A 25,531-nucleotide genomic window follows, 5' to 3' on the forward strand; every position below is an offset into this window, starting at 1 on the left:
ATATTACTATTCGGGTTAACTGATTATATTTTCTGTGGTCAACTTGAAAAGGTGATTTATGGATATTAAATCTGTTCTGGCCGGACTGGTCAGACAGGCGATGGCAGAGAGTAATATAACAACAGATAAATCTGTTACTGCACGTCCGTCAGCTCGTCCGGAGTTCGGCGATTATCAGATAGATAGTATGATGGCTATCGGCAAATCTCAGGGACAGAATCCGTTGCAGTTAGCAGAGCGGATTGCCGCACAGCTGATGAATAATAAACAGTGCAAAGAAATTATTGCACGGGCGGAAGCCGTCAAACCCGGGTTTATTAATCTGTTTCTTAATGATGGGTGGCTTCAGTATCAGACTGGTCTGGCATTGAATGATGCCCGGTTGTTGGTTGAAAAACAGCCAGCGCAGCATGTGGTGGTGGATTACTCCTCACCTAATGTCGCCAAAGAGATGCATGTCGGTCATTTGCGTTCAACCATTATCGGTGATGCCAGTGTCCGGACGTTAGAGTTTCTGGGGCATAAGGTCACACGGGTGAATCACATTGGGGACTGGGGAACTCAGTTCGGTATGTTGATTGCCTGTCTGGAAAAAGCCGAAAATGACGGCGATATTTCCCTGTCTGACCTGGAAGGTTTTTACCGTGCGGCCAAAAAGCTGTACGACGAAGATCCGGAATTTGCGCTCAAAGCCCGCCGCTACGTGGTTAAACTACAACAGGGGGACGAGTATTGTCGCCGGATGTGGCATAAGCTGGTGGACATTTCGATGACGCAGAACCAGAAAAATTACGACCGGTTAGGTGTCTCGTTGTCGTCCGCTGATATTCGTGGCGAGAGTTCTTACAATGCGATGCTGCCAGAGATCGTCAATGATCTGCTGGAACGCGGTATTGCGACCGAAGAAGCCGATACGGTGATGGTGTATCTGGAAAGTTATCGCAATAAGCAGGGTGATCCGATGGGAGTGATCATCCGTAAACAGGATGGCGGCTATCTGTACACCACCACCGATATCGCCTGTGCGAAATACCGATATCAGACACTGCATGCCGATCGCATTCTTTATTATATTGATGCGCGGCAACATCAGCATTTAATGATGGCCTGGGAAATTGTCCGCCGTGCCGGATATGTCCCGCCGTCGGTCAGCCTGGAGCATCATAAATTTGGCATGATGCTGGACAGAGAGGGCAAGCCGTTTAAAACCCGGGAAGGAGGAACTATCCGGCTGTCAGAACTGCTGGAGGAAGCCGTCGTTCGCGCACATAAACTGGTCAGTGAAAAATCCCCTCATTTGCCGGCCGCCGAACTGCGTGAACTTTCAGAAATCATCGGTATTGGTGCGGTGAAATATGCAGATCTGTCGAAAAACCGGATAACGGATTATGTGTTCGACTGGGACTTAATGCTGAGTTTTGAAGGCAATACCGCGCCTTATATTCAGTATGCCTGTGCGCGCATCAGTTCGATACTGCGTAAAGCAGAGCTGATTCAGCCGCAGGGCGACCCTGTGGTGACCTCGCTGAAGTTTACTTCAGACACTGAGCGGAGCCTGGCGGTGAAGATTCTTCAGTTTGAAGAAGCATTACTGGCAGTGGCACGGGAAGGGATGCCTAACATCATGTGTAGTTATCTCTACGAGCTGGCTTCTCTGTTCTCAGGGTTTTATGCGGCATCACCTATTCTGAATCATGATCAACCGCAGGAACGACAGAGCCGTCTGGCGCTGGCCGCACTGACAGGGCGTGTATTAAGGCAGGGGATGGATACGCTGGGACTCAGGGTGCCGGAAAGAATGTAAATCTGAGCAGGCCCCGGGCCTGCTCATCGGTTTCTGCAGACGAAAAAAAAGCTTATCAAAACAGATTTGATAAGCTTTCTTATGTTGGTTGCGGGGGCCGGATTTGAACCGACGACCTTCGGGTTATGAGCCCGACGAGCTACCAGGCTGCTCCACCCCGCGTCCGCGTGACTGTCATTACTGCTTTTACATTGTATTGGTTGCGGGGGCCGGATTTGAACCGACGACCTTCGGGTTATGAGCCCGACGAGCTACCAGGCTGCTCCACCCCGCGTCCGTGGAAGCGCACTATACTCCTCATGGGATCTGATGCAACCCATTTTTTAGAAAAACCGTAAAAAAAACCGTGGTCTGCTGAATTTTCCGGCGGTTTTTGTCTTTTTATGTAAATCCCCGGGGTGGGGGCGGCGGATGATTTAATTATCCGGTTCCCTCTGCTATCTTCGCCACAGACAAATCAGTAAAGGCAGCATTAATGAAAGGAAACCGGATAAAATATGCAGTGACGGGGGTTATTCTGGCCTTACTTGCCGGATGTTCTTCAAAACCTACCGATCGCGGTCAACAGTATAAAGATGGCAAGCTCAGTCAGCCGTTTGCATTAGTTAACCAGCCTAATGCACATGGTGCACCGGTCAATGCCCGGGATTTTGCCAGTCAGGTCAGGCAGATTCAACTCGCTTCAGGCGGATTGTTTAACCGCAACCGCAGTACCTATCAGGCCATCGAAAGCTGGCTGGCATCAGGTGGCAATACCCGCCAGTTGCGGCAGTTTGGTGTAGATGCCTGGCAGATGGAAGGCACTGATAATTACGGTAATGTACAGTTTACCGGTTATTACACTCCGGTTATCGAAGCCCGTTATACCCGACAGGGTGAATTTCAGTATCCTATCTACCGGATGCCGCCCCGTAAACGAGGCCACAAACTCCCCAGCCGTGCCGAAATCTATAATGGTGCGCTCGATTCACGTTACGTGATTGCCTGGAGTAATTCTTTAATCGATAACTTTATGATGGATGTTCAGGGCAGCGGATATGTTGATTTCGGCGATGGTCGTCCACTGACCTTCTTCGGCTATGGTGGCAAGAATGGCTGGGCTTATCACAGTATTGGCAAAGAACTGATCGATCGCGGTGAGGTGAAGCGCGAAGACATGTCAATGCAGGCGATTCGTGAATGGGCGCAGAATCATTCTTATCAGGAAGTCCGGGCTTTACTGGAGACCAATGCTTCTTTCGTGTTTTTCAAACCGGAAGAGTACACTCCTGTCCGGGGAGCCAGCGCGGTGCCTCTGGTAGCCAAAGCCTCGGTAGCCTCCGATCGTTCACTGATCCCGCCAGGCACGGTGCTGTTAGCTGAAATTCCGCAGCTGAATGATCAGGGCAAATTCAACGGTACTTATCAGATGCGGCTGATGGTGGCTCTGGATGTTGGCGGAGCGATTAAAGGTCAACATTTCGATATTTATCAGGGGATTGGTCCCGGCGCCGCACAACTTGCTGGCTTTTATAATCACTATGGACGAGTTTGGGTGTTAAAATCAGCGCCCGGGACAGGACTACTGACCCGTTAATTGTCCGGGCCTCCTGCGGGAGGCCATAAAGAGTATGGCGACCGGAACCCCACAGTGTTCCGGTCATGAAGTGAATAAAAGAGGAACTATGCCGGAAGTTACCGATAGCTGGCGCCAGCGGTTTGGCGGTACAGGGCGTCTGTATGGTCAGCAGGCGTTGAATGATTTTGCGCAGGCCCGTTTTTGTGTGGTGGGCATTGGTGGCGTGGGTTCATGGGCCGCAGAAGCGCTGGCCCGTACCGGTATCGGCAGTCTGACATTAATCGATATGGATGACGTTTGTGTCACCAATACTAACCGGCAGATTCATGCACTGCGCGGCAATGTCGGGCAATCCAAAACAGAAGTCATGGCTGATCGTATTCGCCAGATAAACCCGGAATGTGACGTGGTGTGCGTGGATGATTTTGTCACTCCCGATAATGTTGCTGCGCTTATCGGGTCTGGTTTTGATTATGTGATTGATGCTATCGACAGTGTCAGGCCAAAAGCCGCGCTACTGGCATACTGCCGCCGTTACAAAATTCCGCTGATTACCACCGGCGGGGCCGGCGGGCAGATCGACCCTACCCAAATCATGGTGGCCGATCTGGCCAAAACTATTCAGGATCCCTTGGCGGCTAAGTTACGTGAACGGCTGAAGTCAGACTATTCAGTGGTAAAAAACAGTAAGGGTAAGCTGGGGATCGATTGTGTCTTTTCCACCGAAGCGCTGGTCTACCCACAACCGGATGGGTCGGTGTGTGCCTCGCGCAGTACCGCCGAAGGGCCAAAGCGTATGGACTGTGAAGCAGGATTTGGTGCTGCCACTATGGTCACTGCCAGTTTTGGTTTTATCGCGGTTGCACACGCGCTGAAGAAATATCTCGCGCGCAGGCAGCGTCAGAGTGCTGCGTCTGCCCTCTGACGAATCATGCTGTTCAGGTTTCTGCCGCCTGTCTGATGGCGGCAGCCAGTGCATCCAGGCCACTACTGCGGCTGGCACTTAATTGTTGTTTCAGTCCGAGTGTGTCAAATATAGCCAGTGGGTCCTGACTGAGGATCTCACTGGCTGTTTTTCCTTCATTGAGGGTCAGCAGAACAGCCAGTAACCCCTTAACGATGCGCCCTTCACTGTCACCATAAAAATGCAGACGGCCATCCGGCAGTTTCTGACTCCCCAGCCAGACCCGGTTTTCGCAGCCAGAGATCTCAATCGCCGGCTGTTTCAGTGTTTCCGGCAGTGGCGGCAGTTGTCGGCTCAACATGATCAGTTGCCGGTAGCGCTCTTCCCAGTGTTGAAAAGCAGAAAATTGCTGTAGCAGCTTAGCTTCTGTGATTTCACTCCCAAACGGATGGGGCGCAATTATTTCATTCATGATTTTACTCGCTTAACAACAGAACGGCTGTGCTGACCGCATGGACCAGGGCGTCCACATCCTGCTGATTATTGTAAGGGGCAAAAGAGGCCCGTAACGTGCCAGGGGTGTTTAGCGCGGCCATCAGGGGTTGAGCACAGTGTTGTCCGGCTCGCAGAGCAATATTCTGCTCAGCCAGTAAGGTCACCAGATCCGCAGGGTGGATACCCTCAATGGTAAATGACAACAAGGGGGCTGAGTGCTGGCGAAAACTGCGGAAGCCGGGCAGCGCAGCCAGCCGAATTTCTGCGTCACTGGCCAGCGACTGACTCCACCTCTCTGCCTGCGGAAGATTGACCTCAGATAAAAATTTCAGAGTGGCATTAAAGCCATAAACGCCGGCAATATTCGGGGTACCTGCTTCAAAGCCCCAGGGCGCGGGGCGCGGGGTAAAGCCTTCAAAGCTGACATCGTCAATCATTTTGCCACCGCCTACCCACGGGGTCATTTCACTGAGTCGTTCCTCACGGGCAAACAGCACGCCAAGTCCGGTAGGGCCGTACATTTTATGGCAGGAAAACAGATAAAAATCGACCGCCAGTTGCTGTAAATCCGGCGGCTGATGAACCACCCCCTGCGCTCCGTCGACCAAAACCTTCACTCCGGCGGCATGTGCCAGCGCGACGATTTTTTCTAAATCAGGAAGGGCGCCGGTGACGTTTGACATCTGACTGACAGCCAGCAAGCGGGTTCTCGGCGTCAGCAGCCCGGGTAACAGATCATAACGTGGCAATCCCTGCGCGGTGACCGGCCATTTTACCACCTTTGCACCACGCTGCTTCGCAATCATCAGCCACGGCAGCAGGTTGGAATGATGTTCCATTTCGCTGACCAGAATCTGATCTCCCGGTGTTAATTGCTGACTCAGCCAGCTGTTGGCGACCAGATTTACCGATTCGGTGGCACCCCGGGTCCAGATGATCTGTCGTGCAGCACCTGCATTGAGTAGATCAGCGACCTGTTGACGGGTATTTTCATATATTTCGGTCAACCGACGGGCCTGAACATGTTGGCTGCGGTGAACCGTGCCTGAAGTACGGTAAAATTCCCGGGTGGCTTCTGTCATTGCCCGCGGCTTCAGGGCGGTAGCCGCACTGTCCAGATAGATCTCCCGGCTGTCCAGAGCAGGGAACTGGCGGCGAAATTCCGCAGGGTCAAAACCATTCATAACATACTCGTGTCTGATAAATTTAAGATAAGCCTGAAAATGCCTCTGTTTACTGGCGGATTATCCACTTTGTCTTATGCTTTTATAAGCTGACTGTCAGCAGAGAATCGCATAAGACAGTTGTCACAGCGATCACTGACAGGCCGCGTCATTCAATGATGACTGACAGTATAAGATACCCTGATTAAGGAGATAATAAATGAAAAAGCCTATTGCAGCAGCATTCGTTGTTTCAGCACTGGTGTTTACCCTGGCGGGTTGTTCTTCTAATTATGTTCTGCACACTAACGATGGCCGTACTGTGGTGACTCAGGGGAAACCCACCGTCGATGATGATACCGGCATGATGGTTTACAAAGACAGTAATGGTAACAAGCAACAGATTAACCGCTCTGACGTTAAAGATATGACTGAAGTCGGACAATAAGTGGTGACAGCCGCTGTGCTGACAGCGGCTGACTGATTGCCCCGGACACCTCTGGTGTCACGGGGTTATTGTTCCTTATAATGAGTTTCGATGACTGCGCTATTTTGCTTTTCTCTTCCCTGTCAGGTCGCCCATCCTCTGCTTTTCACCAGGTCCAACTCCCTCTGTTATGCTTTTTTTGCATAAACTAAATCTATCCAAACTGAGTAAATAATCACGCGCAAACGATTGGCTTCTGCTGTGGTATCACAAAGCATGCATAAGTATTGCGTAAGGTTGATTTGGTAGTGATATATGCTGACTGGTGGTTTTCAGGCAAAAAAAAACACCGCTAAAAGCGGTGCTGTAAAAAATATAAACTATGGACAGACAGGGTATATCACAGGAAATTAAGCAGGTCTGAAAAACAGACCCAATGCAAACACAACATCACCACCCAAAGCCAAAAGCCTCTGGTACCCTGAGGTACAAGACACTTTCCGTTCCGGCTCAGGAAGTGGCGCAACTATAGGTATTTGCTGGAGCTTCCTCAATGGACAATTTATAATGCTTCGGATTAATAAAACTAATGCCTGAATCTTGAAGGTTTTGGTATCCCTGAGTCTGTGAATCTGAAGAGTGTTATGTCCAAACGTCTGCCACCACTCAATGCGCTGAAAGTTTTTGATGCAGCGGCGCGGCATTTGAGTTTTACCCGTGCTGCCGAAGAGTTGTTTGTTACCCAGGCGGCGGTCAGCCACCAGATTAAGTCACTTGAGGATTTTCTGGGGCTGAAACTTTTCCGTCGCCGTAATCGTTCATTATTGCTGACCGAAGAAGGTCAAAGCTATTCGCTGGATATCAAAGAGATTTTCGCCTCGTTAAATGATGCCACTCGCAAGCTCCAGGCGCGCAGTGCCAAAGGGGCATTAACCGTCAGCCTGCTCCCCAGTTTCGCGATTCAGTGGCTGGTCCCGCGACTCTCCAGCTTTAACCAGGATTGTCCGGGGATTGATGTGCGAATCCAGGCCGTCGACCGGGAAGAGGATAAACTCTCCGATGATGTGGACGTCGCGATTTTTTACGGTCGCGGTAACTGGCCCGGGTTACGGGTCGAAAAACTCTATGCTGAGTATCTGTTACCGGTCTGCTCTCCGGCCCTGCTGACCGGAGAGCATTCTCTCAAGAGTCCGGCGGATCTCAGCTACTTCACCCTGCTGCATGATGCATCACGGCGTGACTGGCAAACCTACACCCGTCAGTTGGGGTTAAGCGGGGTAAATGTTCAGCAAGGCCCGATATTCAGCCATTCTTCGATGGTTTTACAGGCGGCAATTCACGGGCAGGGGATCGCGCTGGCGAATAATGTTATGGTGCAGAGCGAAATTGAGAGCGGACGATTAGTTTGTCCGTTTAATGATGTTTTAGCCAGTCAGAACGCTTTTTATCTGGTTTGCCATGACAGTCAGGCAGATCTGGGTAAAATAGCCGCTTTCCGGCAATGGATTCTGGCACGTGCTGCCAGTGAGCAGGAAAAATTTCGATTCAGGTATGATTAATTCTCGCCGCAGTGGCACGAGGGCAGGATGAGGAGCAGGTGATGTCCAGCCGTACTATGTTTATTTTTGTGGCTGTCAGCGGTTTTCTGCTGGTGGCTTTTGGTGCATTTGGTGCCCATGTATTGAGTAAAACTCTGGGAAATAATGAAATGGCCTGGATTCATACCGGGCTGGAATACCAGGCATACCACACCCTGGCGATTCTCGGGCTGGCCGCAGCTATGTTACGCAGAGCGAATATCTGGTTTTACTGGAGCGCTGCGATGCTGGCGCTGGGCACCGTATTATTCAGCGGCAGCCTGTATTGTCTGGCGCTGTCCCACCTGAAGTTTTTAGTGTTTATTACGCCTGTCGGTGGACTCTGTTTCCTCGCCGGTTGGTTTTTGATGTTGATTGGCGCTCTGCGTCTGAAAAAGAAGGGCGAGCAGCCATGAACAAAGTCTTGTTATATTGCCGGTCGGGTTTTGAAAAAGAGTGCGCGGCGGAAATTACGGCGCGTGCGACTGAATTACAGGTTTTTGGTTTTGCCCGGGTGAAGGACAATTCCGGCTATGTAATTTTCGAATGCTATCAGTATGAAGATGCCGATAAGCTGATTCGGGAGATTGCTTTCCAGTCACTGATCTTTGCCCGGCAGATGATTGTGGTGGGGGAACTTCTGCGGGACCTGCCACAGGAAGACCGGATTTCTCCGATAGTCGGCATGCTGACCGGGGTAGTAGAGAAGGGCGGCGATCTACGGGTTGAAGTTCCGGATACTAATGAAGCGAAAGAATTACTGAAATTCTGCCGTAAGTTTACGGTGCCATTGCGTGCGGCATTACGTAAAGAGGGTATTCTGCTGAATTATGAAAGTAGTAAGCGTCCGGTGGTTCATGTTTTCTTTATCGCTTCCGGGACCTGCTATGTCGGATATTCCTTGCCGGAGAATAACTCGTCACTGTTTATGGGCATTCCCCGGCTGAAGTTCCCGTCCGATGCACCCAGCCGTTCTACGCTGAAACTCGAAGAAGCATTTCACGTGTTTGTACCGGCGGATGAATGGGATGAACGTCTGGCCAGCGGGATGTATGCCGTGGATCTGGGGGCCTGCCCCGGGGGATGGACTTATCAGCTGGTGAAACGCAGTATGATGGTGTATGCCGTGGATAATGGCCCTATGGCACCCTCACTGATGGAGACCGGGCAGGTGATGCATCATCGCGAAGATGGCTTTAAATTCCGTCCACCAAAAACCAACATCAGTTGGCTGGTGTGCGATATGGTAGAAAAACCGGTGCGCGTCGCTTCCCTGATGACAGAGTGGCTGGTCAATGGCTGGTGCCGTGAGGCGATTTTTAACCTGAAACTGCCGATGAAAAAACGCTATGAGGAAGTTTCACAAAATCTGCAAATGATTGAACAGGCATTGTCTGCCGCTGGTGTTAATGCTCAGATTCAGGCCCGGCAGTTATATCACGACAGAGAAGAAGTGACAGTTCATATCCGGCGTATCTGGAGTGCTCATCCTGGCCGGCTGGACGAACGGGGGTAACCCCCGGATTTATCTGCTGCCCGGCAGATAACGCAAACTTTTCAGATTGCCCTGCAAACAGAGCCCGGCAGAGAGCCGGGACACCTGACGTGACAGCAGGGCAGTTTCCATCTCCCCTCGTAATTTCTTCTGCCACTTTTCCGGCACCTGATCCAGCTGTTGATATAACTGTTCCAGGTTATGGAAACGACCTATCAGTTCGCTGGCACTCCTGGGGCCGATACCGGCCACTCCCGGGATTTTACTGCTGCTGATACCGCATAATCCCCAATAATCAGGCAGTTGTTGTGGCGTTACCCCATATTCTTCACGAATAAAAGGCACATCGAGCCAGCGTTTCTGAAAATAATCGCGCAAACGGATATCCGGGGCCAGCAACTGGCAATAGCCTTTATCGGTCGACACTATGGTGGCCTGATGCCCGGCCTGCGACATTTTACAGGCCAGCGTGGCGGCCAGATCATCAGCTTCATCTTCGCCGGCTTGCCAGCAGTGAACTCCGGATTGTTCAAATATCTGCTGAAGCGCCGGCATCATCTGGCGTAACTGTTCCGGCATTTCCGGACGTCCGGCTTTATAACCCGGCAGCAACTCATGTCGCCAGCCGTGACGTTGCAGGGGATTATCAAACACCGCCACCACATGCGTAGGCTGACTGTGCTGCAGTAACTGGTGAGTCGCGGCACGCACACCGTTAGCACACTGCTCCCCCTGCACGGCGTGAATCCGTCGTATGAGGTTTAGGGCATCGATAATTAACAAATGATAAGTCATAACCGCCGGAAATAAGTGATCAGGAGATAATCAGGGGGTGGAAAGATTGCCGGCAACCCGGGGCCGCCGGCAGACCATAGGATCAGAGGATAATTTCGTAGCAGGGTTCATAAGCACTGCCCGGTAATTTCATCCGGTGCTGAGCTATGAAGCCCTGCAACAGAGCATCCATCCGTTGCATAATATCGGCATCCCCATGAATTTTAAAGGGTCCGTGGGCACGAATTTCCCGTATCCCGCTATCTTTCACATTTCCTGCGACAATACCGGAAAACATGCGACGCAGATCCGCGGCCAGTTTATCTTTTGGCTGATCCTTATGCAGGTTCAGCGCCGTCATATTGGCATGGGTTGGCTGGAACGGCAGTTGCAGTTCGGGTTCAATACGTAATGACCAGTTAAAACTGTAGGCGTCACCAGTCTGGCGACGATACTCTTTCACTGCCGGCATGGCCTGTTTTATCGCTTTGGCCACTGCCGGTGCATCATCAATAATGATTTGATAATGACGGGTGGCTTCTTCTCCCAGGGTGTTAACAATAAAATCATCCAGTACGCGAAAATAGTCGGCGCTTTCCCGGGGGCCGGTCAGGATTAACGGTAACACCTGGTGCTGATTGGCCGGGTGCATCAGAATTCCTAACAAATACAGCAGTTCTTCCGCGGTACCGACACCCCCGGGAAAAATGATGATGCCATGAGCAATCCGCACAAAAGCTTCCAGACGCTTTTCGATATCCGGCATGATAATCAGCTCGTTGACCAGCGGGTTAGGGGGTTCTGCCGCAATGATTGACGGTTCGGTCAGGCCGATGAATCTGCCTTCACGATAACGTTGCTGTGCGTGACCGACCGCCGCCCCCTTCATAGGGGCCTCCATAACACCGGGTCCGCAGCCGGTACAAATATTCAATTCCCGCAGACCAAGCTGGGTACCCACATCACGGCAGTATTGATATTCAACCGCATTCACTGAGTGACCTCCCCAGCACACGACATTATTCGGTAATTCGCCGATATGCAGTGCACGGGCATTACGCAGGATGGAAAATACCAGGTTGGTAATAAAGGCTGAATCTTCAGTATGAGGATCCCGAAAAGCCTGAGAATTATTCAGTTGTCCGGTCACGAACAGGATATCACGCAGTACTGCGAATAAATTGGCCTGCAACGAGCGGATAATTTGTCCGTCAACAAAAGCATCTTCCGGTGGGTTGATTAATTCCAGTTTCACACCGCGTTCACGGCGTAACACATTAATATCAAAATCCCCGAAGCGGGATAGCAGCTGCTGGCTGTTATCGGTCAGACTCCCGGAGTTCAGTACCGCCAGCGAGCAGTTACGGAACAGTTGGTATAAATCACTGCTGGCAGTTTGTTTCAGCATATCCACTTCCATCTGGGAAAGCAGATCCATTGCCCCGAGCGGGCTGATATGTGTAATCAAGAGAACTCCTTACTCCCCATGGGGAACTGCTGCATCATACATCGGCTGAACCAGGAATTGCCGTGACTGAGGCTCCCTGTCCGGTCATCCGTCTGACAACCGGGTCCTCTAAGTATCGCTATAGTCTGAATTTTAACAAGGTTTATCCGTGCGGATTCTGCGCTAAGAGGACCGGAAACAGTGACCCCGGGTGTCACGGAGTTGCCGGTCAGAATACGTTAACCGATACTCCGCCAGCCGGAACAGGGTATTCCCGCAAGGCAGAGATTAGCAAAGGGTTACTGGCGGGCCAGACGTACCGTTGGGGCGTCAAAACTGACGTTGCTGCGCCATGGGTTAATATCCAGGCCTCCACGGCGAGTATAACGGGCATAAACGGTCAGTTCTTCAGGCTGACAGAACTTAAGCAGATCACAGAAGATACGCTCCACACATTGCTCATGAAATTCGTTATGCTGCCGGAAAGAGAGCAGATAACGCAGTAGTGGCTCACGACGGATACGTGGTCCGCGATAGCGGATCATCACTGATCCCCAGTCTGGCTGGGAAGTGATTAGACAATTCGACTTCAGTAAATGGCTAACCAGAGTCTCTTCGACGACCTGAGTTTCGGAGGCACCCGCCAGCAGGGTGTTATCAAAACTATAATTATCCACGCTCACTGGCAGTGAATCGATACACTCTCCGCGGAAGGAGCCCACTGGCTGACCTTCAAATTCGTCCAGGCTGTGCAGGGTAATTCTGACCTCTCCCTGAGCACAGGCCGAGAGGTCCTGTTCAAGTGTCTGTCTGACCGATTCCCGGTCGGCAAATTTTGTCTGATTAAAGCTGTTGAGATAGAGTTTAAAACTTTTAGATTCAATCAGGTTAAGACTGGCGGCACTCAGGGCCATATGACCGATGGCGACCTGGGGAACTCCCAGAGAATTCAGCCACGAGAGTTCATATAAGGTCCACAGGTCCTCTCCGTGGAAGGGCAAGTTATCATCGTGCAGTTTCAGAGCATCGCGGTTAAGACTTCGCGGCACCGGCTGTAACAACTGTGGTGCATAATGTTCTGTGTAAGAGGTTTGTTTCCCAAGGGGCAGCCCTTCAAGCGCCTGGTGATGGTCATAATGATTCATAACAGTACCACTGGTAAAATAGAGTTGTGCTCAGTGTACCCGATCAGAAGTGAGAAAATGAATGATGCAGCAAACCTTAGATGCCATGAGGCAGTTTAGCCGCCGTTATTGTGATGAGTGGCAGCAGCAAACCGGCCATCTTCCCTACAGTCGTGAACTGTATGGTATTGATTCACCGTGTGAAGTCAGCCGGGATACGCAGGGAGTTTACTGGCAGCCGCAATCCTTTACTCTGCCTTCATCTCTGGATGCGGTAGAACGTGGCCTGGAGATAACCCTGCAACCGGCAGTCACCGCCTGGTATACCGCGCAGTTTGCCGGGGATATGCAGGCTGAATGGTTCGGACTGCCAGTGACTTTGCTGCAGGTATGGAATGAAGCTGATTTCAGTCGTGTTCAGGAAAATCTGATTGGTCATCTGGTGATGAAGCGGCGGCTGAAACAGACTCCCACCTTATTTATTGCGGCGACCGACCAGGATACGGAAATTATTTCGATATGCAATCTCAGTGGTGAAGTCATCCGGGAGTCACTGGGTACCAAAAAACGTGAAGTTCTGTCAGAAACTGTCGATGATTTTCTTAATAAATTAGTTGTTGTTGTAACAAAATAACCTGTTTTTAACGATTAATACGTAAGAGATCTCTTACTTCAGGTGTAAGAGATCAAAAATCAGATTTTATTTCAGTCAGGCATCCCCTGGATAAAACCCTATTCTTTCAGTGGTTTATTTTAAAGTCATTGAAATATATAGATAAATAGGATTTTTTCAGTGAAAATTGTGTTGCGAAAAATAGCAACTCTGACAGAATAGCTTCCACGGGCAGGATGCCATGGATACTTAGGTTTTCAGGACGAAACCAACCCAGGGAGGGTGGTGTTCTACAGGATGTAAGACACCGCAAGGCGGGTAAAGGAAGAACCAGCCTGCTCTGACAAAGAGTGAATAACACCTCCGCAGGAGGGAAAATTGCTGTAGCGGATGTATAGCGCCTCATTGGACCGGATCGCAGTCAGGATGACCTTGCTGATACTGAATAAGTCCACTGAATTGCAGGGAGCAAGAATGTAGCCGGATTGCTGCGAACAGACTGGGAGTACTGTTTTTTACAGTACTCCCTTTTTTATCCCCTCGCTTTTACGGGTTGCAATGTTATGCTGGCGCGGTTTTTATCCGTATTCAGGAGATACCCGTGACTTCGCATTCGATTATTCTGCAGCGGCTGGCTCAGCTGGAACAGATTCTGCGTGACCATCAGTTATGGCAGCAGAGTGCTCCCGAACCTCAGGCTCTGAGCAGCGACCAGCCTTTTTGTCTGGATACGTTGCATCCGCTCGAATGGCTGCAATGGGTATTAATCCCTCGCCTGGCTGCCCTTGTGGAGACCGGCGGAGAATTGCCCGCCAATATGGCCGTGACCCCTTATTTTGAAATGGCGCTGGAGCCGCAGCTCAGCGTCCGCCCCGTGTTACTGGTGACCTTAAGTCAGCTTGACGGTCTGTTTGCACAAGAATCTGTTTAATGCTTGAAATTATCTATCAGGATCAATGGCTGGTCGCGGTCAATAAACCGGCAGGTATGCTGGTTCACCGTAGCTGGCTGGATCGCCATGAAACTCGTTTTGTCATGCAGACCCTGCGTGATCAACTGGATCAGCATGTATTCACCGTTCACCGGCTGGATCGCCCCACGTCGGGTGTGTTGTTGTTTGCGTTATCAGCCGAAGTTGCCAGACTGTTATCTCAACAGTTTGAACAACACCAGATGCAGAAAACTTACCACGCCATTGTGCGTGGCTGGCTGAATGAAGAAGGGATCCTCGATTATCCGTTGATGGAAGAGCTGGATAAAATCGCTGACAAACATTCACAGGTTCCCCGGGAAGCTCAACCGGCGGTGACCGATTATCAGCCTCTGGGGCATGCGGAGCTCCCGGTGCCGGTGGGACGTTATAACAGTTGCCGTTACACGCTGATGGAACTCAGCCCGCGTACCGGAAGGAAACATCAGTTGCGCCGTCATATGTCTCACCTCCGGCATCCGATCATCGGCGACAGCCGACACGGTGATTTACGGCAGAACCGCGGCGCTGCTGAACATTTTGGTTGCCGGAGACTCATGCTGCACGCCAGCCGGCTGGAGCTGACTCATCCGGTCACCGGAGAACTATTGCAGTTGCAGGCCGGACCCGATAGTGTCTGGGTGCAGGCGTTTGAACACTTTGGCTGGCAGGCGTTGCTGGCAAAATTACCCGCCGTGACTCAGGCTGAGCAAGGGAGCAGCAGTGCCCCGGCGAGTACAGAGGAAAGTTAATGGCTAATATCGGAATTTATGTCGGGACAGTGTATGGCAATGCGTTGCTGGTCGCAGAGCAGGCAGAGCCGCTGTTGGTCGCGGCCGGACATCAGGTGCAGATATTTGAAGAGCCTGATCTCAGCCAGTGGCTGGATGAAAGTATCAACGTCCGGTTGATTATCACCTCGACCACAGGCCAGGGCGAACTTCCTGACTCGATTGCCGGGCTGTATTATGCCATGAAAGAGCAGACAGGTTATCAGCCTTCCGTCCGCTATGGTGTGATTGCTCTGGGCGACAGCAGCTACGAAAACTATTGCGCCGCAGGATTGTTATTTGATGAACTTCTTCAGGAACACCAGGCCCAACGAATAGCTGATGTTTTGCTGATTGATGCCGGCGAACATCCGGAGCCTGAAGAGGTTGCCTTACCCCGGATTGAACAGTGGGCCGGCTTGCTGTAGTCATCCGTCAGGCTGAGCGAGGGTTATGCCTTAGCCAGCCACTCTTTACCTGCAATAAGAACCCTGTCCGTTTCATCGAGCAGCTCAAAGATCTCCGGCTCCAGCTCACGGGGATCAGGCTGCTTACGCAGCGCTTCTTCCAGCCGTTGACAACATTGTTGTAACTGCGGCACGCCACAATAAGCACAGCTCCCCTGCAGTTTATGGACCTGGTGCAAAATATCCTGATGCAACCCGGGAAGCAGTGGCCCGGTTAATACCTGTTGTACTTCAGGGAGCGAATTCAGTAACATTTCCAGCATCTCTTTTGCCAGACAGGTTTTCCCGGCCGCCCGTTGCAGGGCGAGTGGCCAGTCGATGACACTGTCCTGCGAGTGTGGGGTATCTTTCGTTTGCTGTGGGGCATAGCGGGATAACAGCCGGTAAAGTATTTTTTCATTGACCGGTTTAGCTAACGATTCATTCATTCCGGCCGCTAAAAATTGCTGTTGCTGTTTCTCCAGAGGGAAAGCAGTGACTGCAATAATCGGGGTATGTTGATGCAAAGGCAGTTCACGGATTTGAGTGCTGGCCTGCAAACCATCGATTTCCGGCATCTGCACATCCATCAGGATGGCATCGAGTGGCCTCTGACTGGCGATGTCGATAGCCTGTTTAGCGCTTTGACATAATATGCAGTCAGTCACCTGATCTTTCAGCAGAGCGCCAATCAGTTTCAGGTTAGCCGCATTGTCATCCACGGCCAGAACGGTCAGTGGCAGGCGAGGCATCGCGGCCAGCGGTACTTGCTGTTTGGTTGAAAGTGGCTGATAGCGCAAGGCCTGAATAATTTTCGGAAGCGTCAGAGGTTTCACGATAACCCGCAGACCCTGTTGTCTTAGTGTTTCTGCATCGTTCATCAGGGGGGCTGGCAGCAGCATAATGATTTTTCGGCCATGCTGATGCAGTGTTTCAGGAAGGCGGGCCGACAGAAGTTGTTGTACTGTCAGGTCCGGCGGCACGGCATAGATCAGCCAGTCGGCCTGCTGAGGCGGGAGATGCTGTGGGGTCTGGAAATGTTGTACCTGCCAGGGTAAACCGCTCAGGGAGGCCTTGCCATCGCAGGCAGCCTGTGGGTGCGATTCAATATAAAATAGCTGTTGGCCGTTGACTGCCGGATACCCAGCGGCCACTGCCGGTATTTGCGGGCTGAGGGGGAATGTCAGTAATACGGTGAATATTGTGCCTTGCGGGTCGTGGTGGCTGACGTCGATGGTGCCGGCCATTTTATGCACCAGCTGACGGGTAATTTCCAGCCCGAGACCTGTGCCGCCATGACGGCGGGAGATACTGGCATCCGCCTGAATGAAGGCATCAAAAATCCGGCTTTGTTGCTGTTGGCTAATCCCGATGCCGGTGTCACTCACCTGTAATTGCAAAGTGACTTCATCAGGTTGTTGATCAAGGGTTTCGATAGCGACTCTGACGGTACCCTGGGGGGTGAATTTTATGGCATTGTCGATCAAATTCATCAGTATTTGCCGGAAGCGCAACGGATCACCTTTCAGGTTATCGGGGAGCTTCGGATCAATACTGACGGTCAGTTCCAGCCCTTTATCATGGGCGGCGGGCGCCAGAAGTTCTAGTGTTTCATCCAGGGTCGCCCGTAACGGAAACGGAATAGACTCCAGCGTCAGTTGTCCCGCCTCAAGTTTAGAGAAATCCAGCACATCGTTGATGATTGTCAGCAGATGACCGGCGGAGCGCTCAATGGTTTTCAAATAATCGCGCTGAGTCTCATCCAGGGGCGTTTTGAGTAACTGGCGACTGAAACCGATGACACCGTTCAGCGGGGTGCGTAATTCATGTGACATGGTGGAAAGGAATCCGGACTTAAGGCGCACAACCTGCTGCGCTCTTTTGTTGGCCAGGTCCAGTTCAATATTACGAATCTCCAGTTGCTCCAGGGTTTCACGTAAATCTGAGGTCGCCTGATTAATGCTTTCCTGCATCTCTTGATGGTATTCCTCCAGTGAAGCGGCCATCCCGTTGATCCCTTTCTGTAGCAGGCTGAGCTCCCCCGGTATCACACCCGTGACCCGGCTGCCGGAATGTCCGCGACCAATCCGGTCCACCGTCAGGGCCATTTTACGAATAGGCAGGGTGATATCATGGCTTAAACGCCAGGCAATCAGTAATGCGGCTCCCAGGCTGGTGATGAGCAATAACGCAGAAATAAAAATTTCCTGGTAGAGTTCCAGACGGATAGCCCGTAAATCCAGTTCAATAGCCACATAGCCGAGGATATTTTTCCTGTGACTACGGCTACCCGGCGATGTTCTTTGCGCATCTTTTCCACGAGAAATGATCGGGGTACGCAGGATGGTCAGGTTTCCCTGACGTATCATGGCCACATCGTCAGTAAAAGGCGTGGTGTGGCCGCTCATCATCAACCCGGTGTTCTGATTGTTGTTCGAACTGACATACAGTTGTTTTTGGTTGTCGAACACACTAATGGCACGGACAATAGAAGAATGGCGTCGGTGCAACAGACTGACCAGATTTCGAATCGCATCTTTGTCATAATAGGTCATGCCGTATTCGCAGGAGACCGCCAGAGGTTCTATGATATTAGTACCCGCGAATAGCAGCTGGCGTTGCAATTCACTATAGCGATGAATAACAAACCAGGAACTCATTAACAGACCCAGGGCTAAGGTCGGTGCCAGAGTCAACAGAATCATCCGTGCGCGCAGGCTGAGTTTAGTCATAATTTTTACAGTTGATGTTTTCCATCCGCTCCCTGAAATTTGCCGGAATTTGCTCCGGCAGCTGTTGGGCAATGAGTCATTTTAAGAGAATAAATAACTGATGGTGCAATTTTACTCGTCTGCAAAGCGTAGCCGCCCACAAAAAGAGCTGGAGGTTACCATTGATGAACTTGACCCTTTTGGTCAGGGGGTCGCCCGCCATCAGGGCAAAACACTGTTTGTCAGCGGAGCACTACCGGGGGAAAAGGTCCGCGTGACAATACTGGAGGATAAACGCCAGTTTTCCCGCGGGAAGACGACCCGTTTGTTGAGCAAAAGCCCGCAACGTGTCGCTCCGCGCTGTCAGCACTTTGGTGTTTGCGGCGGATGTCAGCAACAACATGCCACCCGGGAGTTGCAGCACCAAAGTAAGACAGGGGGGTTGCAACGCATGCTGAGTCAGTCTGCCGGCCGGAGTATTGCCGTTGAACAGATTATCAGTGCTGATGAGTGGCATTATCGTCGCCGTGCCCGGCTCAGTTTACGGTGGAATAAACCACAGCAACAGCTGGATATGGGGTTTCGCAAAAATGGCAGTAATGACATCGTCAATATCAGTCAGTGCCCTGTGTTGGTGCAACCACTCACCCGGTTGTTGCCTGAACTGCGCCAGTGTTTAACCGAATTACAGGGTGTTCGTCAGTTAGGACATCTTGAACTGGTTCAGGCAGACAACACGACGGTACTGGTATTGCGGCATCTGAAACCATTTTCTGCCGAAGACTTAGCAAAACTGGAACGATTTTCGCAGAGTCACCAACTGACGTTGTTTTTTGCGGCGGACAATGACACTCTGCAACATATTTGCGGAGAAATGCCCTATTATCAGTCGCATAACCTTAAGTTATCCTTTAGTCCTCAGGATTTTATTCAGGTCAATGATAAGGTAAACCAGCAGATGGTGGCGACAGCGATAGACTGGCTGGCATTGCAACCCGGAGACAGGGTGCTGGATCTGTTTTGTGGTATGGGCAATTTCACCCTGCCATTAGGAAAATTTGTAGAAAATGTGGTGGGTGTGGAAGGGGTTGCAGCATTAGTCCGTCAGGCAGCGTATAATGCGCAGGATAATGATTTGCCGAATGTCTCATTTTTCCGGCACGACTTAGAGCAGGATGTGACAGGTCAGCCCTGGGCAACACAAGGATTCAACAAGGTATTACTCGATCCGGCCAGAGCAGGTGCGGCAGGGATAATGTCACATATTATCGCGCTGGCACCTGAGCGAATCCTGTACGTATCCTGTAATCCAGCGACGCTGGCCCGCGATAGCGAACCGCTTCTGGCGGCAGGGTATGTCCTGCAACGGGTCGCAATGCTGGATATGTTTCCCCACACCAGCCATCTGGAATCAATGGTGCTGTTTAGCAGAACCGAAACGACCTGACGGGTCGTCATGCAGGAGAAGTTATGGTTGCGGTACGAAGTGCGCATATGAATACGGCGGGGGAATTTGCCCTTGAACAGTGGATTGCCAGTCTCGGGATTGCTAATGAGCAGTCCTGTCAGCGTCTGGCGGACTGCTGGCGTTATTGCGAAACGGAAACCAGCGACCATCCGCGGCAACCCATGCTGCTGTGGCGCGGTATTGAGATGGTCGAAATTCTGACTGAGCTCAGTATGGACAACGATACCCTGCGGGCAGCACTTCTCTTCCCGCTGGCCAACGAAAATGTTGTCACTGAAGAGCAACTGGAAGAACGTTTTGGCAAAGGGATCGTTTCGCTGGTTCATGGTGTGCGTGATATGGATGCCATTCGCCAGCTAAAAGCCACACATAATGACTCCATGGCTTCAGAACAGGTGGATAACGTCCGCCGGATGTTGCTGGCTATGGTGGAAGATTTCCGTTGTGTGGTTATTAAACTGGCAGAGCGGGTGGCACATCTGCGGGAAATGAAAGATGCCCCGGAAGATGAACGGGTTCTTGCCGCCAAAGAGAGTACTAACATTTATGCGCCACTGGCCAACCGGCTGGGAATTGGTCAGCTGAAATGGGAACTGGAAGATTACTGCTTCCGTTATCTTCATCCTGACGAATATAAACGTATTGCCAAACTGCTGCATGAGCGGCGGATTGACCGTGAGCAGTATATTGAGAATTTTGTCGACAGCCTGCGTCAGGAAATTGCCCGCGAAGGTGTGCGTGCCGAAGTTTACGGGCGACCAAAGCATATCTATAGCATCTGGCGTAAGATGCAGAAAAAATCGCTCTCTTTCGATGAACTGTTCGATGTTCGTGCGGTACGTATTGTGGCAGACCGGCTGCAGGATTGTTACGGTGCGTTGGGGATTGTCCATACCCTTTACCGTCATCTGCCCAGTGAGTTTGATGATTATGTCGCGAACCCGAAACCTAACGGCTATCAGTCGATTCATACGGTGGTATTAGGGCCCAAAGGAAAAACGGTAGAGATTCAGATCCGCACCCGGCAAATGCATGAAGATGCTGAACTGGGGGTGGCGGCACACTGGAAATATAAGGAAGGTCCGGGGATTACCAGTGCGCGTGGAGCGGCCGGCCATGAAGAGCGCATCGCCTGGTTACGCCGTCTGATAGCCTGGCAGGAAGAGATGGCTGACAGCGGTGAAATGCTGGAAGAAGTCCGCAGTCAGGTGTTTGATGACCGGGTGTATGTGTTTACCCCGAAAGGCGATGTTATAGATCTGCCGGCAGGTTCAACCCCTCTGGATTTTGCTTATCACATTCACAGTGATATTGGTCATCGTTGTATTGGTGCCAAAATTAGCGGGCGGATCGTGCCGTTCACCTATCAGTTGCAAATGGGTGATCAGGTCGAAGTGATTACCCAGAAACAACCCAACCCAAGCCGGGACTGGCTGAACCCCAATCTGGGATATATAACGACCAGCCGTGGCCGGGCCAAGGTCCATGCCTGGTTCCGTAAACAAGACAGAGATAAAAATATCCTTGCCGGGCGGCAGATCCTTGACAGCGAACTGAGCCGCATGGATATCAGCCTTAAAGAGGCTGAGAAGCTGTTGTTGCCGCGTTATAACATGACCTCGATGGATGAGGTACTCGCCGCGATTGGTGGCGGAGATATTCGTCTTAACCAGATGGTTAACTTCCTGCAAGGGAAACTGAATAAACCGACGGCCGAAGAAGAAGACCGTATTGCGTTACGTCAGTTAACCCAGAAGAGCCATAACCCTCAGCATTCCCATAAAGAGAGCGGAAGGGTGGTGGTGGAAGGTGTGGGTAACCTGATGCACCATATTGCCCGTTGCTGCCAGCCGATTCCCGGCGATGATATTGTCGGATTCATCACTCAGGGGCGGGGGATTTCCATTCACCGTGCCGACTGTGATCAACTGGCAGAGCTGATGAATCATGCGCCAGAACGAATTGTCGATGCGGTCTGGGGGGAAAGCTACTCCAGTGGATATTCGCTAGTGGTCCGGGTGGTCGCAAATGATCGTAGTGGATTGTTACGGGATATCACCACCATCCTGGCGAATGAAAAGGTGAATGTGTTAGGAGTTTCCAGCCACAGCGATACCAAAAAGCAACTGGCAACGATCGATATGGATATTGAAATTTATAACCAACAGGTACTGGGCCGGATTCTGGGTCGTCTGAACCAGGTTCCGGATATTATCGACGCCAAACGCCGCCATTAGCATCATACAGCGCGGTGACCCGCGAGATACGGGGTCACCGCGATCTTCTGCCCATCTTCCTGATTTCCGGATTGAGCAATGAATGAATCACACACTGCACTTCAACGTCTGCTAACCATTATGCAACAGTTGCGGGACCCGCAGCAGGGCTGTCCCTGGGATAAACAGCAAACTTTTGACAGCATTGCGCCCTATACCCTCGAAGAGACTTATGAAGTTTTGGACGCTATTTCCCGTAAAGATTTTGTCGATCTGCGGGAAGAGCTGGGGGATTTGCTGTTCCAGGTCGTGTTTTACGCCCAAATGGCCGGGGAACAACAGCTGTTTGATTTTACCGATATATGTAACAGTATCAGTGCCAAACTTGAGCGTCGACACCCTCATATTTTTGCCGGTAATGAGCGCAGCGATATCACAGAGATCAACCGTCACTGGGAACAGCTGAAACAACAGGAACGCCAGGCAAAAGCGCTCACTTCAGCGCTGGATGATATACCGCGAGCCATGCCAGCTCTGATGCGGGCCTATAAGATACAAAAACGCTGTCGCAACGTCGGTTTTGACTGGACGGAAACCGGTCCGGTACTGGATAAAGTGCACGAAGAGATTGCCGAAGTGATGGAAGAAGCCAACCGGCCAATCATTGACCCGCAGCGGCTGGAGGAGGAAATCGGTGATCTGCTGTTTGCTACCGTTAACCTGTCCCGGCATCTTGGCAGTAAGGCTGAGACCGCGTTGCAGAAAGCCAACGATAAATTCGAAAAACGTTTTCGTCAGGTAGAGCAGATTATTGCTGAACAAGGATTGACGATGCAGCAAGCCACTCTTCCGCAAATGGAAGAGGCCTGGCAACAGGTCAAAAAGCAGGAAAAATCGGGATTCTGAATTCCGCGAAACCGCTTCTGCGGCGTGAGAATACGCCGCAGAAGCAGGTATAACCGAAAGTTTTACCTCAGGTTTTAGTACTCGCCTTTTTCACCTGGTGCAGGAATAAAGGTTGGCTGTCCCTTCACCCCGGAATAGGTCAGAATAAGTATTGTTTCTTCATTACCGCTGACCCCGCGGTGGTAGTCATTTACAGACTCAGTAAATGCCTGACCCTGTTTAAAGGTTTCTGATTTTCCGGACGCTTTGTCCTGCAGCGTCAACTGGCCTTTAAGGACATAGCCGGCATTTGGAAAACCATGCTTATGCCATGGGAGCGCCGAATTCGCCGGAATCGTCAGTTTGATGACCGTCAGTTCAGGACGTTCTGTCGGATAATGGTCATAGGGTTTACCATTCCAGGATGATTGGCTCTGGGCCAGAATATCAGCCTTACCTGATGCTGTCGGTGGATCCGCGGCCAGAGTTGATGCAGATACAGACAATAAGCTCAACGCGAAGACAGGCAGGGTAAAGTATTTTTTCATATTAACCTCTGGTTGTTATTTGTTCACTTTAAGCCGTTCAGGCAAAATAAGCGTAGTCAAGGGTTTCAGGATCTTTCTATTGACAAAAAAAGAACATTTGCTTTCACATTTTGTAACATGCAGAGGTTTTTTCAGGGTGGGTGTTATTGTACGGCGATGATTGCAAACAAGAATCTTGTTATTTTTTACCGTTTAAGTCAGAAATTAGCGCCCGGGCGTGCTCACAGTCAGTTTTTGCCGTGGCTAACACGTTTCAGCTTTTTGATTAAAACTGAAAGAATTGTGATTAAAATCAACCCCTGAGCCTCTTTTATCGCGTAGTGTGTCGGTTACGCAGAGTGAAGAGGCTTTGAATCATCATTTGTGGCGGATGCGCCTTTCAGGTAGACTGTGTTCCCGTCCTGGTGATTCCACCATCTTTAAACCTTAACTCTCAGGTTCAGCATGACAACGAACTATATTTTTGTGACCGGCGGGGTCGTTTCCTCTCTGGGTAAAGGCATTGCTGCAGCCTCTCTGGCAGCTATTCTTGAAGCTCGTGGTCTGAAAGTGACCATTATGAAGCTTGACCCTTATATTAACGTCGATCCAGGCACCATGAGCCCAACCCAGCATGGTGAAGTATTTGTCACTGATGATGGTGCAGAGACGGATCTGGACCTGGGTCATTACGAACGTTTTATCCGCACGCGGATGTCCCGCCGTAATAACTTTACTACCGGACGTATCTACTCTGAAGTGTTACGTAAAGAGCGACGTGGCGACTACCTGGGTGCGACGATTCAGGTGATCCCGCACATTACTAATGCGATTAAAGAACGCATTATCGAAGGCGGCGAAGGCCACGATGTGGTACTGGTGGAAATTGGCGGTACGGTAGGTGATATCGAGTCACTGCCGTTCCTGGAAGCTATCCGTCAGATGGCGGTGGATGTCGGTCGTGAACATACTCTGTATATGCACCTGACACTGGTTCCTTACCTGGCGGCAGCCGGGGAGGTAAAAACCAAACCGACGCAACACTCTGTTAAAGAATTGTTATCGATCGGAATCCAGCCAGATGTGCTAATCTGTCGTTCGGACCGTGCGGTGCCAGCGAATGAGCGCGCTAAAATCGCGTTGTTCTGTAACGTGTCAGAGAAAGCGGTTATCTCACTGAAAGATGTGGATTCCATCTATAAAATTCCGGGCATGCTGAAATCTCAGGGGCTGGATGACTTTATCTGTAAGCGGTTTAACCTGAATGCTCCACAGGCTGATTTGTCTGAATGGGAACAGGTAATTTACGAAGAAGCCAATCCTGGTGGTGAAGTGACTATCGGGATGGTGGGTAAATACGTTGAACTGCCTGATGCGTATAAGTCAGTGATTGAAGCGCTGAAGCACGCGGGTCTGAAAAACCGTGTGACAGTGAACATCAAACTGATTGACTCACAGGATGTTGAAACCCGTGGGGTTGAATTACTGGCTGGCCTGGATGCTATCCTGATCCCTGGTGGATTTGGTTCACGCGGTATCGAAGGTAAAATTATTACGGCTCAGTATGCCCGTGAGAATAAGATTCCGTATCTCGGTATTTGCCTGGGTATGCAGGTGGCACTGATTGAGTTTGCCCGTAACGTGGCAGGAATGACCGGAGCCAGTTCAACGGAGTTCGAACCTGACTGTAAATATCCGGTGGTTGCGCTGATTACTGAATGGCGTGATGAAGAAGGTAATGTTGAAGTACGCGATGAGCAGAGTGATTTAGGCGGTACCATGCGCCTGGGTAGCCAGGCTTGCCAGTTATCTGAAGACAGCCTGGTGAGTAAGATGTACGGTGCTCAGACGATTGTGGAACGTCATCGTCACCGTTATGAAGTGAATAATCTGTTACTGAAGCCTATTGAAGCCGCAGGTTTACGGATTGCGGGTCGTTCCGGAGATGACCAACTGGTAGAAATTATCGAAAACCCAAATCATCCGTGGTTTGTGGCCTGCCAGTTCCATCCGGAATTTACCTCTACACCGCGTGATGGTCACCCGCTGTTTGCCGGATTTGTTAAGGCATCGGTTGATTATCAGAAAAGTCTGGCGAAGTAAGCTTATCACTGCAACGCGCGAACTTTTCGCGCGTTGCTTGTCTTAGGATTAAGA

22 protein-coding genes and 2 tRNA genes are annotated in these 25,531 nt (G+C 50.9%); 15 read left to right on the forward strand and 9 right to left on the reverse strand.

Annotated elements, in window-relative coordinates; genetic code table 11:
- The first annotated feature begins 58 nt into the window (after positions 1–58).
- Positions 59–1,804, forward strand: coding sequence for an arginine--tRNA ligase (argS, locus tag HA49_RS13355; protein WP_038018287.1), 1,746 nt, complete (start codon positions 59–61; stop codon positions 1,802–1,804).
- Positions 1,805–1,889: 85 nt separating this feature from the next.
- Here the strand turns inward: argS and HA49_RS13360 are convergent.
- Together HA49_RS13360 and HA49_RS13365 are read right to left on the reverse strand one after the other, a co-directional pair.
- A tRNA-Met gene (locus tag HA49_RS13360) sits at positions 1,890–1,966 on the reverse strand.
- A 35-nt stretch (positions 1,967–2,001) separates the two neighbouring features.
- Positions 2,002–2,078, reverse strand: a tRNA-Met gene (locus tag HA49_RS13365).
- Positions 2,079–2,279: 201 nt separating this feature from the next.
- Between HA49_RS13365 and mltA the strand changes: the two genes are divergently transcribed.
- Both mltA and tcdA read left to right on the forward strand, forming a co-directional pair.
- Positions 2,280–3,380, forward strand: coding sequence for a murein transglycosylase A (mltA, locus tag HA49_RS13370; RefSeq protein ID WP_046791832.1), 1,101 nt, complete (start codon positions 2,280–2,282; stop codon positions 3,378–3,380).
- 88 nt (positions 3,381–3,468) lie between these two features.
- Positions 3,469–4,287 (forward strand): tRNA cyclic N6-threonylcarbamoyladenosine(37) synthase TcdA, encoded by an 819-nt coding sequence (gene tcdA / locus HA49_RS13375; RefSeq protein ID WP_038019393.1) that lies wholly within the window; start codon positions 3,469–3,471, stop codon positions 4,285–4,287.
- A gap of 13 nt (positions 4,288–4,300) precedes the next feature.
- Here the strand turns inward: tcdA and csdE are convergent, their stop codons facing one another.
- Positions 4,301–4,738, reverse strand: coding sequence for a cysteine desulfurase sulfur acceptor subunit CsdE (csdE, locus tag HA49_RS13380; protein ID WP_038018290.1), 438 nt, complete (start codon positions 4,736–4,738; stop codon positions 4,301–4,303).
- 4 nt (positions 4,739–4,742) lie between these two features.
- Positions 4,743–5,945: a cysteine desulfurase CsdA gene (gene csdA / locus HA49_RS13385; RefSeq protein ID WP_038018293.1), complete on the reverse strand. Its 1,203-nt coding sequence runs from the start codon at positions 5,943–5,945 to the stop codon at positions 4,743–4,745.
- A 199-nt stretch (positions 5,946–6,144) separates the two neighbouring features.
- Between csdA and HA49_RS13390 the strand changes: the two genes are divergently transcribed.
- The 4 genes from HA49_RS13390 to rlmM all read left to right on the forward strand — a co-directional run bounded on the left by HA49_RS13390 (position 6,145) and on the right by rlmM (position 9,444).
- Complete coding sequence (locus HA49_RS13390) at positions 6,145–6,372, forward strand: YgdI/YgdR family lipoprotein (protein WP_038018295.1); 228 nt, start codon at positions 6,145–6,147, stop codon at positions 6,370–6,372.
- Positions 6,373–6,995: 623 nt separating this feature from the next.
- Positions 6,996–7,910: a transcriptional regulator GcvA gene (locus tag HA49_RS13395; protein WP_038018297.1), complete on the forward strand. Its 915-nt coding sequence runs from the start codon at positions 6,996–6,998 to the stop codon at positions 7,908–7,910.
- Positions 7,911–7,951: 41 nt separating this feature from the next.
- Positions 7,952–8,344 (forward strand): DUF423 domain-containing protein, encoded by a 393-nt coding sequence (locus tag HA49_RS13400; protein ID WP_038018300.1) that lies wholly within the window; start codon positions 7,952–7,954, stop codon positions 8,342–8,344.
- Entirely contained in the window at positions 8,341–9,444 is a 1,104-nt protein-coding gene (gene rlmM / locus HA49_RS13405; RefSeq protein ID WP_038018303.1) for a 23S rRNA (cytidine(2498)-2'-O)-methyltransferase RlmM, read from the forward strand. The genes HA49_RS13400 and rlmM overlap by 4 nt, the downstream gene beginning before the upstream one ends.
- A 9-nt stretch (positions 9,445–9,453) precedes the next feature.
- Here rlmM and xni read toward each other — a convergent pair whose 3' ends face one another.
- The 3 genes from xni to queF form a co-directional block, all read right to left on the reverse strand.
- Positions 9,454–10,218, reverse strand: a complete 765-nt coding sequence (gene xni, locus HA49_RS13410) for a flap endonuclease Xni (RefSeq protein ID WP_038018306.1) — start codon at positions 10,216–10,218, stop codon at positions 9,454–9,456.
- 82 nt (positions 10,219–10,300) lie between these two features.
- The gene (gene ppnN, locus HA49_RS13415) at positions 10,301–11,665 is read right to left on the reverse strand and encodes a nucleotide 5'-monophosphate nucleosidase PpnN (RefSeq protein ID WP_038018309.1); all 1,365 of its coding nucleotides are present in this window, start codon (positions 11,663–11,665) and stop codon (positions 10,301–10,303) included.
- Between the two features lie 278 nt (positions 11,666–11,943).
- The gene (gene queF, locus HA49_RS13420; RefSeq protein WP_038018312.1) at positions 11,944–12,789 is read right to left on the reverse strand and encodes an NADPH-dependent 7-cyano-7-deazaguanine reductase QueF; all 846 of its coding nucleotides are present in this window, start codon (positions 12,787–12,789) and stop codon (positions 11,944–11,946) included.
- A 61-nt stretch (positions 12,790–12,850) separates the two neighbouring features.
- On the opposite strand from queF, the gene syd reads away from it, so the two are divergent.
- The 4 genes from syd (at position 12,851) to HA49_RS13440 (ending at position 15,549) form a co-directional block, all read left to right on the forward strand.
- Positions 12,851–13,402 carry a SecY-interacting protein gene (gene syd, locus HA49_RS13425; protein ID WP_038018315.1) on the forward strand — a complete coding sequence of 184 codons (552 nt, stop codon included), beginning with the start codon at positions 12,851–12,853 and terminating at the stop codon, positions 13,400–13,402.
- Positions 13,403–13,982: 580 nt separating this feature from the next.
- Complete coding sequence (locus HA49_RS13430) at positions 13,983–14,312, forward strand: YqcC family protein (protein WP_038018318.1); 330 nt, start codon at positions 13,983–13,985, stop codon at positions 14,310–14,312.
- Positions 14,312–15,103: a tRNA pseudouridine(65) synthase TruC gene (gene truC, locus HA49_RS13435; protein WP_038018320.1), complete on the forward strand. Its 792-nt coding sequence runs from the start codon at positions 14,312–14,314 to the stop codon at positions 15,101–15,103. The genes HA49_RS13430 and truC overlap by 1 nt, the downstream gene beginning before the upstream one ends.
- On the forward strand, positions 15,103–15,549 hold the full coding sequence (locus HA49_RS13440) for a flavodoxin (RefSeq protein ID WP_038018323.1): 447 nt from the start codon (positions 15,103–15,105) through the stop codon (positions 15,547–15,549). Before truC ends, HA49_RS13440 begins: the two co-directional genes overlap by 1 nt.
- 23 nt (positions 15,550–15,572) lie before the next feature.
- On the opposite strand, the gene barA is transcribed toward HA49_RS13440, so the two are convergent.
- The gene (gene barA, locus HA49_RS13445; RefSeq protein WP_038018326.1) at positions 15,573–18,299 is read right to left on the reverse strand and encodes a two-component sensor histidine kinase BarA; all 2,727 of its coding nucleotides are present in this window, start codon (positions 18,297–18,299) and stop codon (positions 15,573–15,575) included.
- A gap of 100 nt (positions 18,300–18,399) precedes the next feature.
- On the opposite strand from barA, the gene rlmD reads away from it, so the two are divergent.
- The 3 genes from rlmD (at position 18,400) to mazG (ending at position 22,868) form a co-directional block, all read left to right on the forward strand.
- The gene (gene rlmD, locus HA49_RS13450) at positions 18,400–19,725 is read left to right on the forward strand and encodes a 23S rRNA (uracil(1939)-C(5))-methyltransferase RlmD (protein WP_038018329.1); all 1,326 of its coding nucleotides are present in this window, start codon (positions 18,400–18,402) and stop codon (positions 19,723–19,725) included.
- Between the two features lie 23 nt (positions 19,726–19,748).
- Complete coding sequence (gene relA, locus HA49_RS13455; protein WP_038018333.1) at positions 19,749–21,983, forward strand: GTP diphosphokinase; 2,235 nt, start codon at positions 19,749–19,751, stop codon at positions 21,981–21,983.
- A gap of 78 nt (positions 21,984–22,061) precedes the next feature.
- Entirely contained in the window at positions 22,062–22,868 is an 807-nt protein-coding gene (gene mazG, locus HA49_RS13460; RefSeq protein WP_038018336.1) for a nucleoside triphosphate pyrophosphohydrolase, read from the forward strand.
- Between the two features lie 74 nt (positions 22,869–22,942).
- On the opposite strand, the gene HA49_RS13465 is transcribed toward mazG, so the two are convergent.
- A complete protein-coding gene (locus HA49_RS13465) occupies positions 22,943–23,395 on the reverse strand; it encodes a cupin domain-containing protein (RefSeq protein ID WP_038018340.1) in 453 nt (150 codons plus the stop codon).
- 444 nt (positions 23,396–23,839) lie between these two features.
- On the opposite strand from HA49_RS13465, the gene pyrG reads away from it, so the two are divergent.
- Entirely contained in the window at positions 23,840–25,477 is a 1,638-nt protein-coding gene (gene pyrG, locus HA49_RS13470) for a glutamine hydrolyzing CTP synthase (protein ID WP_038018345.1), read from the forward strand.
- Positions 25,478–25,531 lie beyond the last annotated feature (54 nt).

The organism is Tatumella morbirosei, from assembly GCF_000757425.2.
Taxonomy (GTDB): domain Bacteria; phylum Pseudomonadota; class Gammaproteobacteria; order Enterobacterales; family Enterobacteriaceae; genus Tatumella; species Tatumella morbirosei.

What these genes read in the sequence shown, in the direction of transcription:
- rlmM (WP_038018303.1), top strand. Translation starts at nt 8,341, where the DNA reads ATGAACAAAGTCTTGTTATATTGCCGGTCGGGTTTTGAAAAAGAGTGC.
- csdA (WP_038018293.1), bottom strand. Translation starts at nt 5,945, where the DNA reads ATGAATGGTTTTGACCCTGCGGAATTTCGCCGCCAGTTCCCTGCTCTG.
- pyrG (WP_038018345.1), top strand. Translation starts at nt 23,840, where the DNA reads ATGACAACGAACTATATTTTTGTGACCGGCGGGGTCGTTTCCTCTCTG.
- HA49_RS13395 (WP_038018297.1), top strand. Translation starts at nt 6,996, where the DNA reads ATGTCCAAACGTCTGCCACCACTCAATGCGCTGAAAGTTTTTGATGCA.
- xni (WP_038018306.1), bottom strand. Translation starts at nt 10,218, where the DNA reads ATGACTTATCATTTGTTAATTATCGATGCCCTAAACCTCATACGACGG.
- HA49_RS13465 (WP_038018340.1), bottom strand. Translation starts at nt 23,395, where the DNA reads ATGAAAAAATACTTTACCCTGCCTGTCTTCGCGTTGAGCTTATTGTCT.
- truC (WP_038018320.1), top strand. Translation starts at nt 14,312, where the DNA reads ATGCTTGAAATTATCTATCAGGATCAATGGCTGGTCGCGGTCAATAAA.
- HA49_RS13400 (WP_038018300.1), top strand. Translation starts at nt 7,952, where the DNA reads ATGTCCAGCCGTACTATGTTTATTTTTGTGGCTGTCAGCGGTTTTCTG.
- argS (WP_038018287.1), top strand. Translation starts at nt 59, where the DNA reads ATGGATATTAAATCTGTTCTGGCCGGACTGGTCAGACAGGCGATGGCA.
- mltA (WP_046791832.1), top strand. Translation starts at nt 2,280, where the DNA reads ATGAAAGGAAACCGGATAAAATATGCAGTGACGGGGGTTATTCTGGCC.
- barA (WP_038018326.1), bottom strand. Translation starts at nt 18,299, where the DNA reads ATGACTAAACTCAGCCTGCGCGCACGGATGATTCTGTTGACTCTGGCA.
- HA49_RS13390 (WP_038018295.1), top strand. Translation starts at nt 6,145, where the DNA reads ATGAAAAAGCCTATTGCAGCAGCATTCGTTGTTTCAGCACTGGTGTTT.
- csdE (WP_038018290.1), bottom strand. Translation starts at nt 4,738, where the DNA reads ATGAATGAAATAATTGCGCCCCATCCGTTTGGGAGTGAAATCACAGAA.
- mazG (WP_038018336.1), top strand. Translation starts at nt 22,062, where the DNA reads ATGAATGAATCACACACTGCACTTCAACGTCTGCTAACCATTATGCAA.
- relA (WP_038018333.1), top strand. Translation starts at nt 19,749, where the DNA reads ATGGTTGCGGTACGAAGTGCGCATATGAATACGGCGGGGGAATTTGCC.
- tcdA (WP_038019393.1), top strand. Translation starts at nt 3,469, where the DNA reads ATGCCGGAAGTTACCGATAGCTGGCGCCAGCGGTTTGGCGGTACAGGG.
- syd (WP_038018315.1), top strand. Translation starts at nt 12,851, where the DNA reads ATGATGCAGCAAACCTTAGATGCCATGAGGCAGTTTAGCCGCCGTTAT.
- queF (WP_038018312.1), bottom strand. Translation starts at nt 12,789, where the DNA reads ATGAATCATTATGACCATCACCAGGCGCTTGAAGGGCTGCCCCTTGGG.
- HA49_RS13440 (WP_038018323.1), top strand. Translation starts at nt 15,103, where the DNA reads ATGGCTAATATCGGAATTTATGTCGGGACAGTGTATGGCAATGCGTTG.
- rlmD (WP_038018329.1), top strand. Translation starts at nt 18,400, where the DNA reads ATGGTGCAATTTTACTCGTCTGCAAAGCGTAGCCGCCCACAAAAAGAG.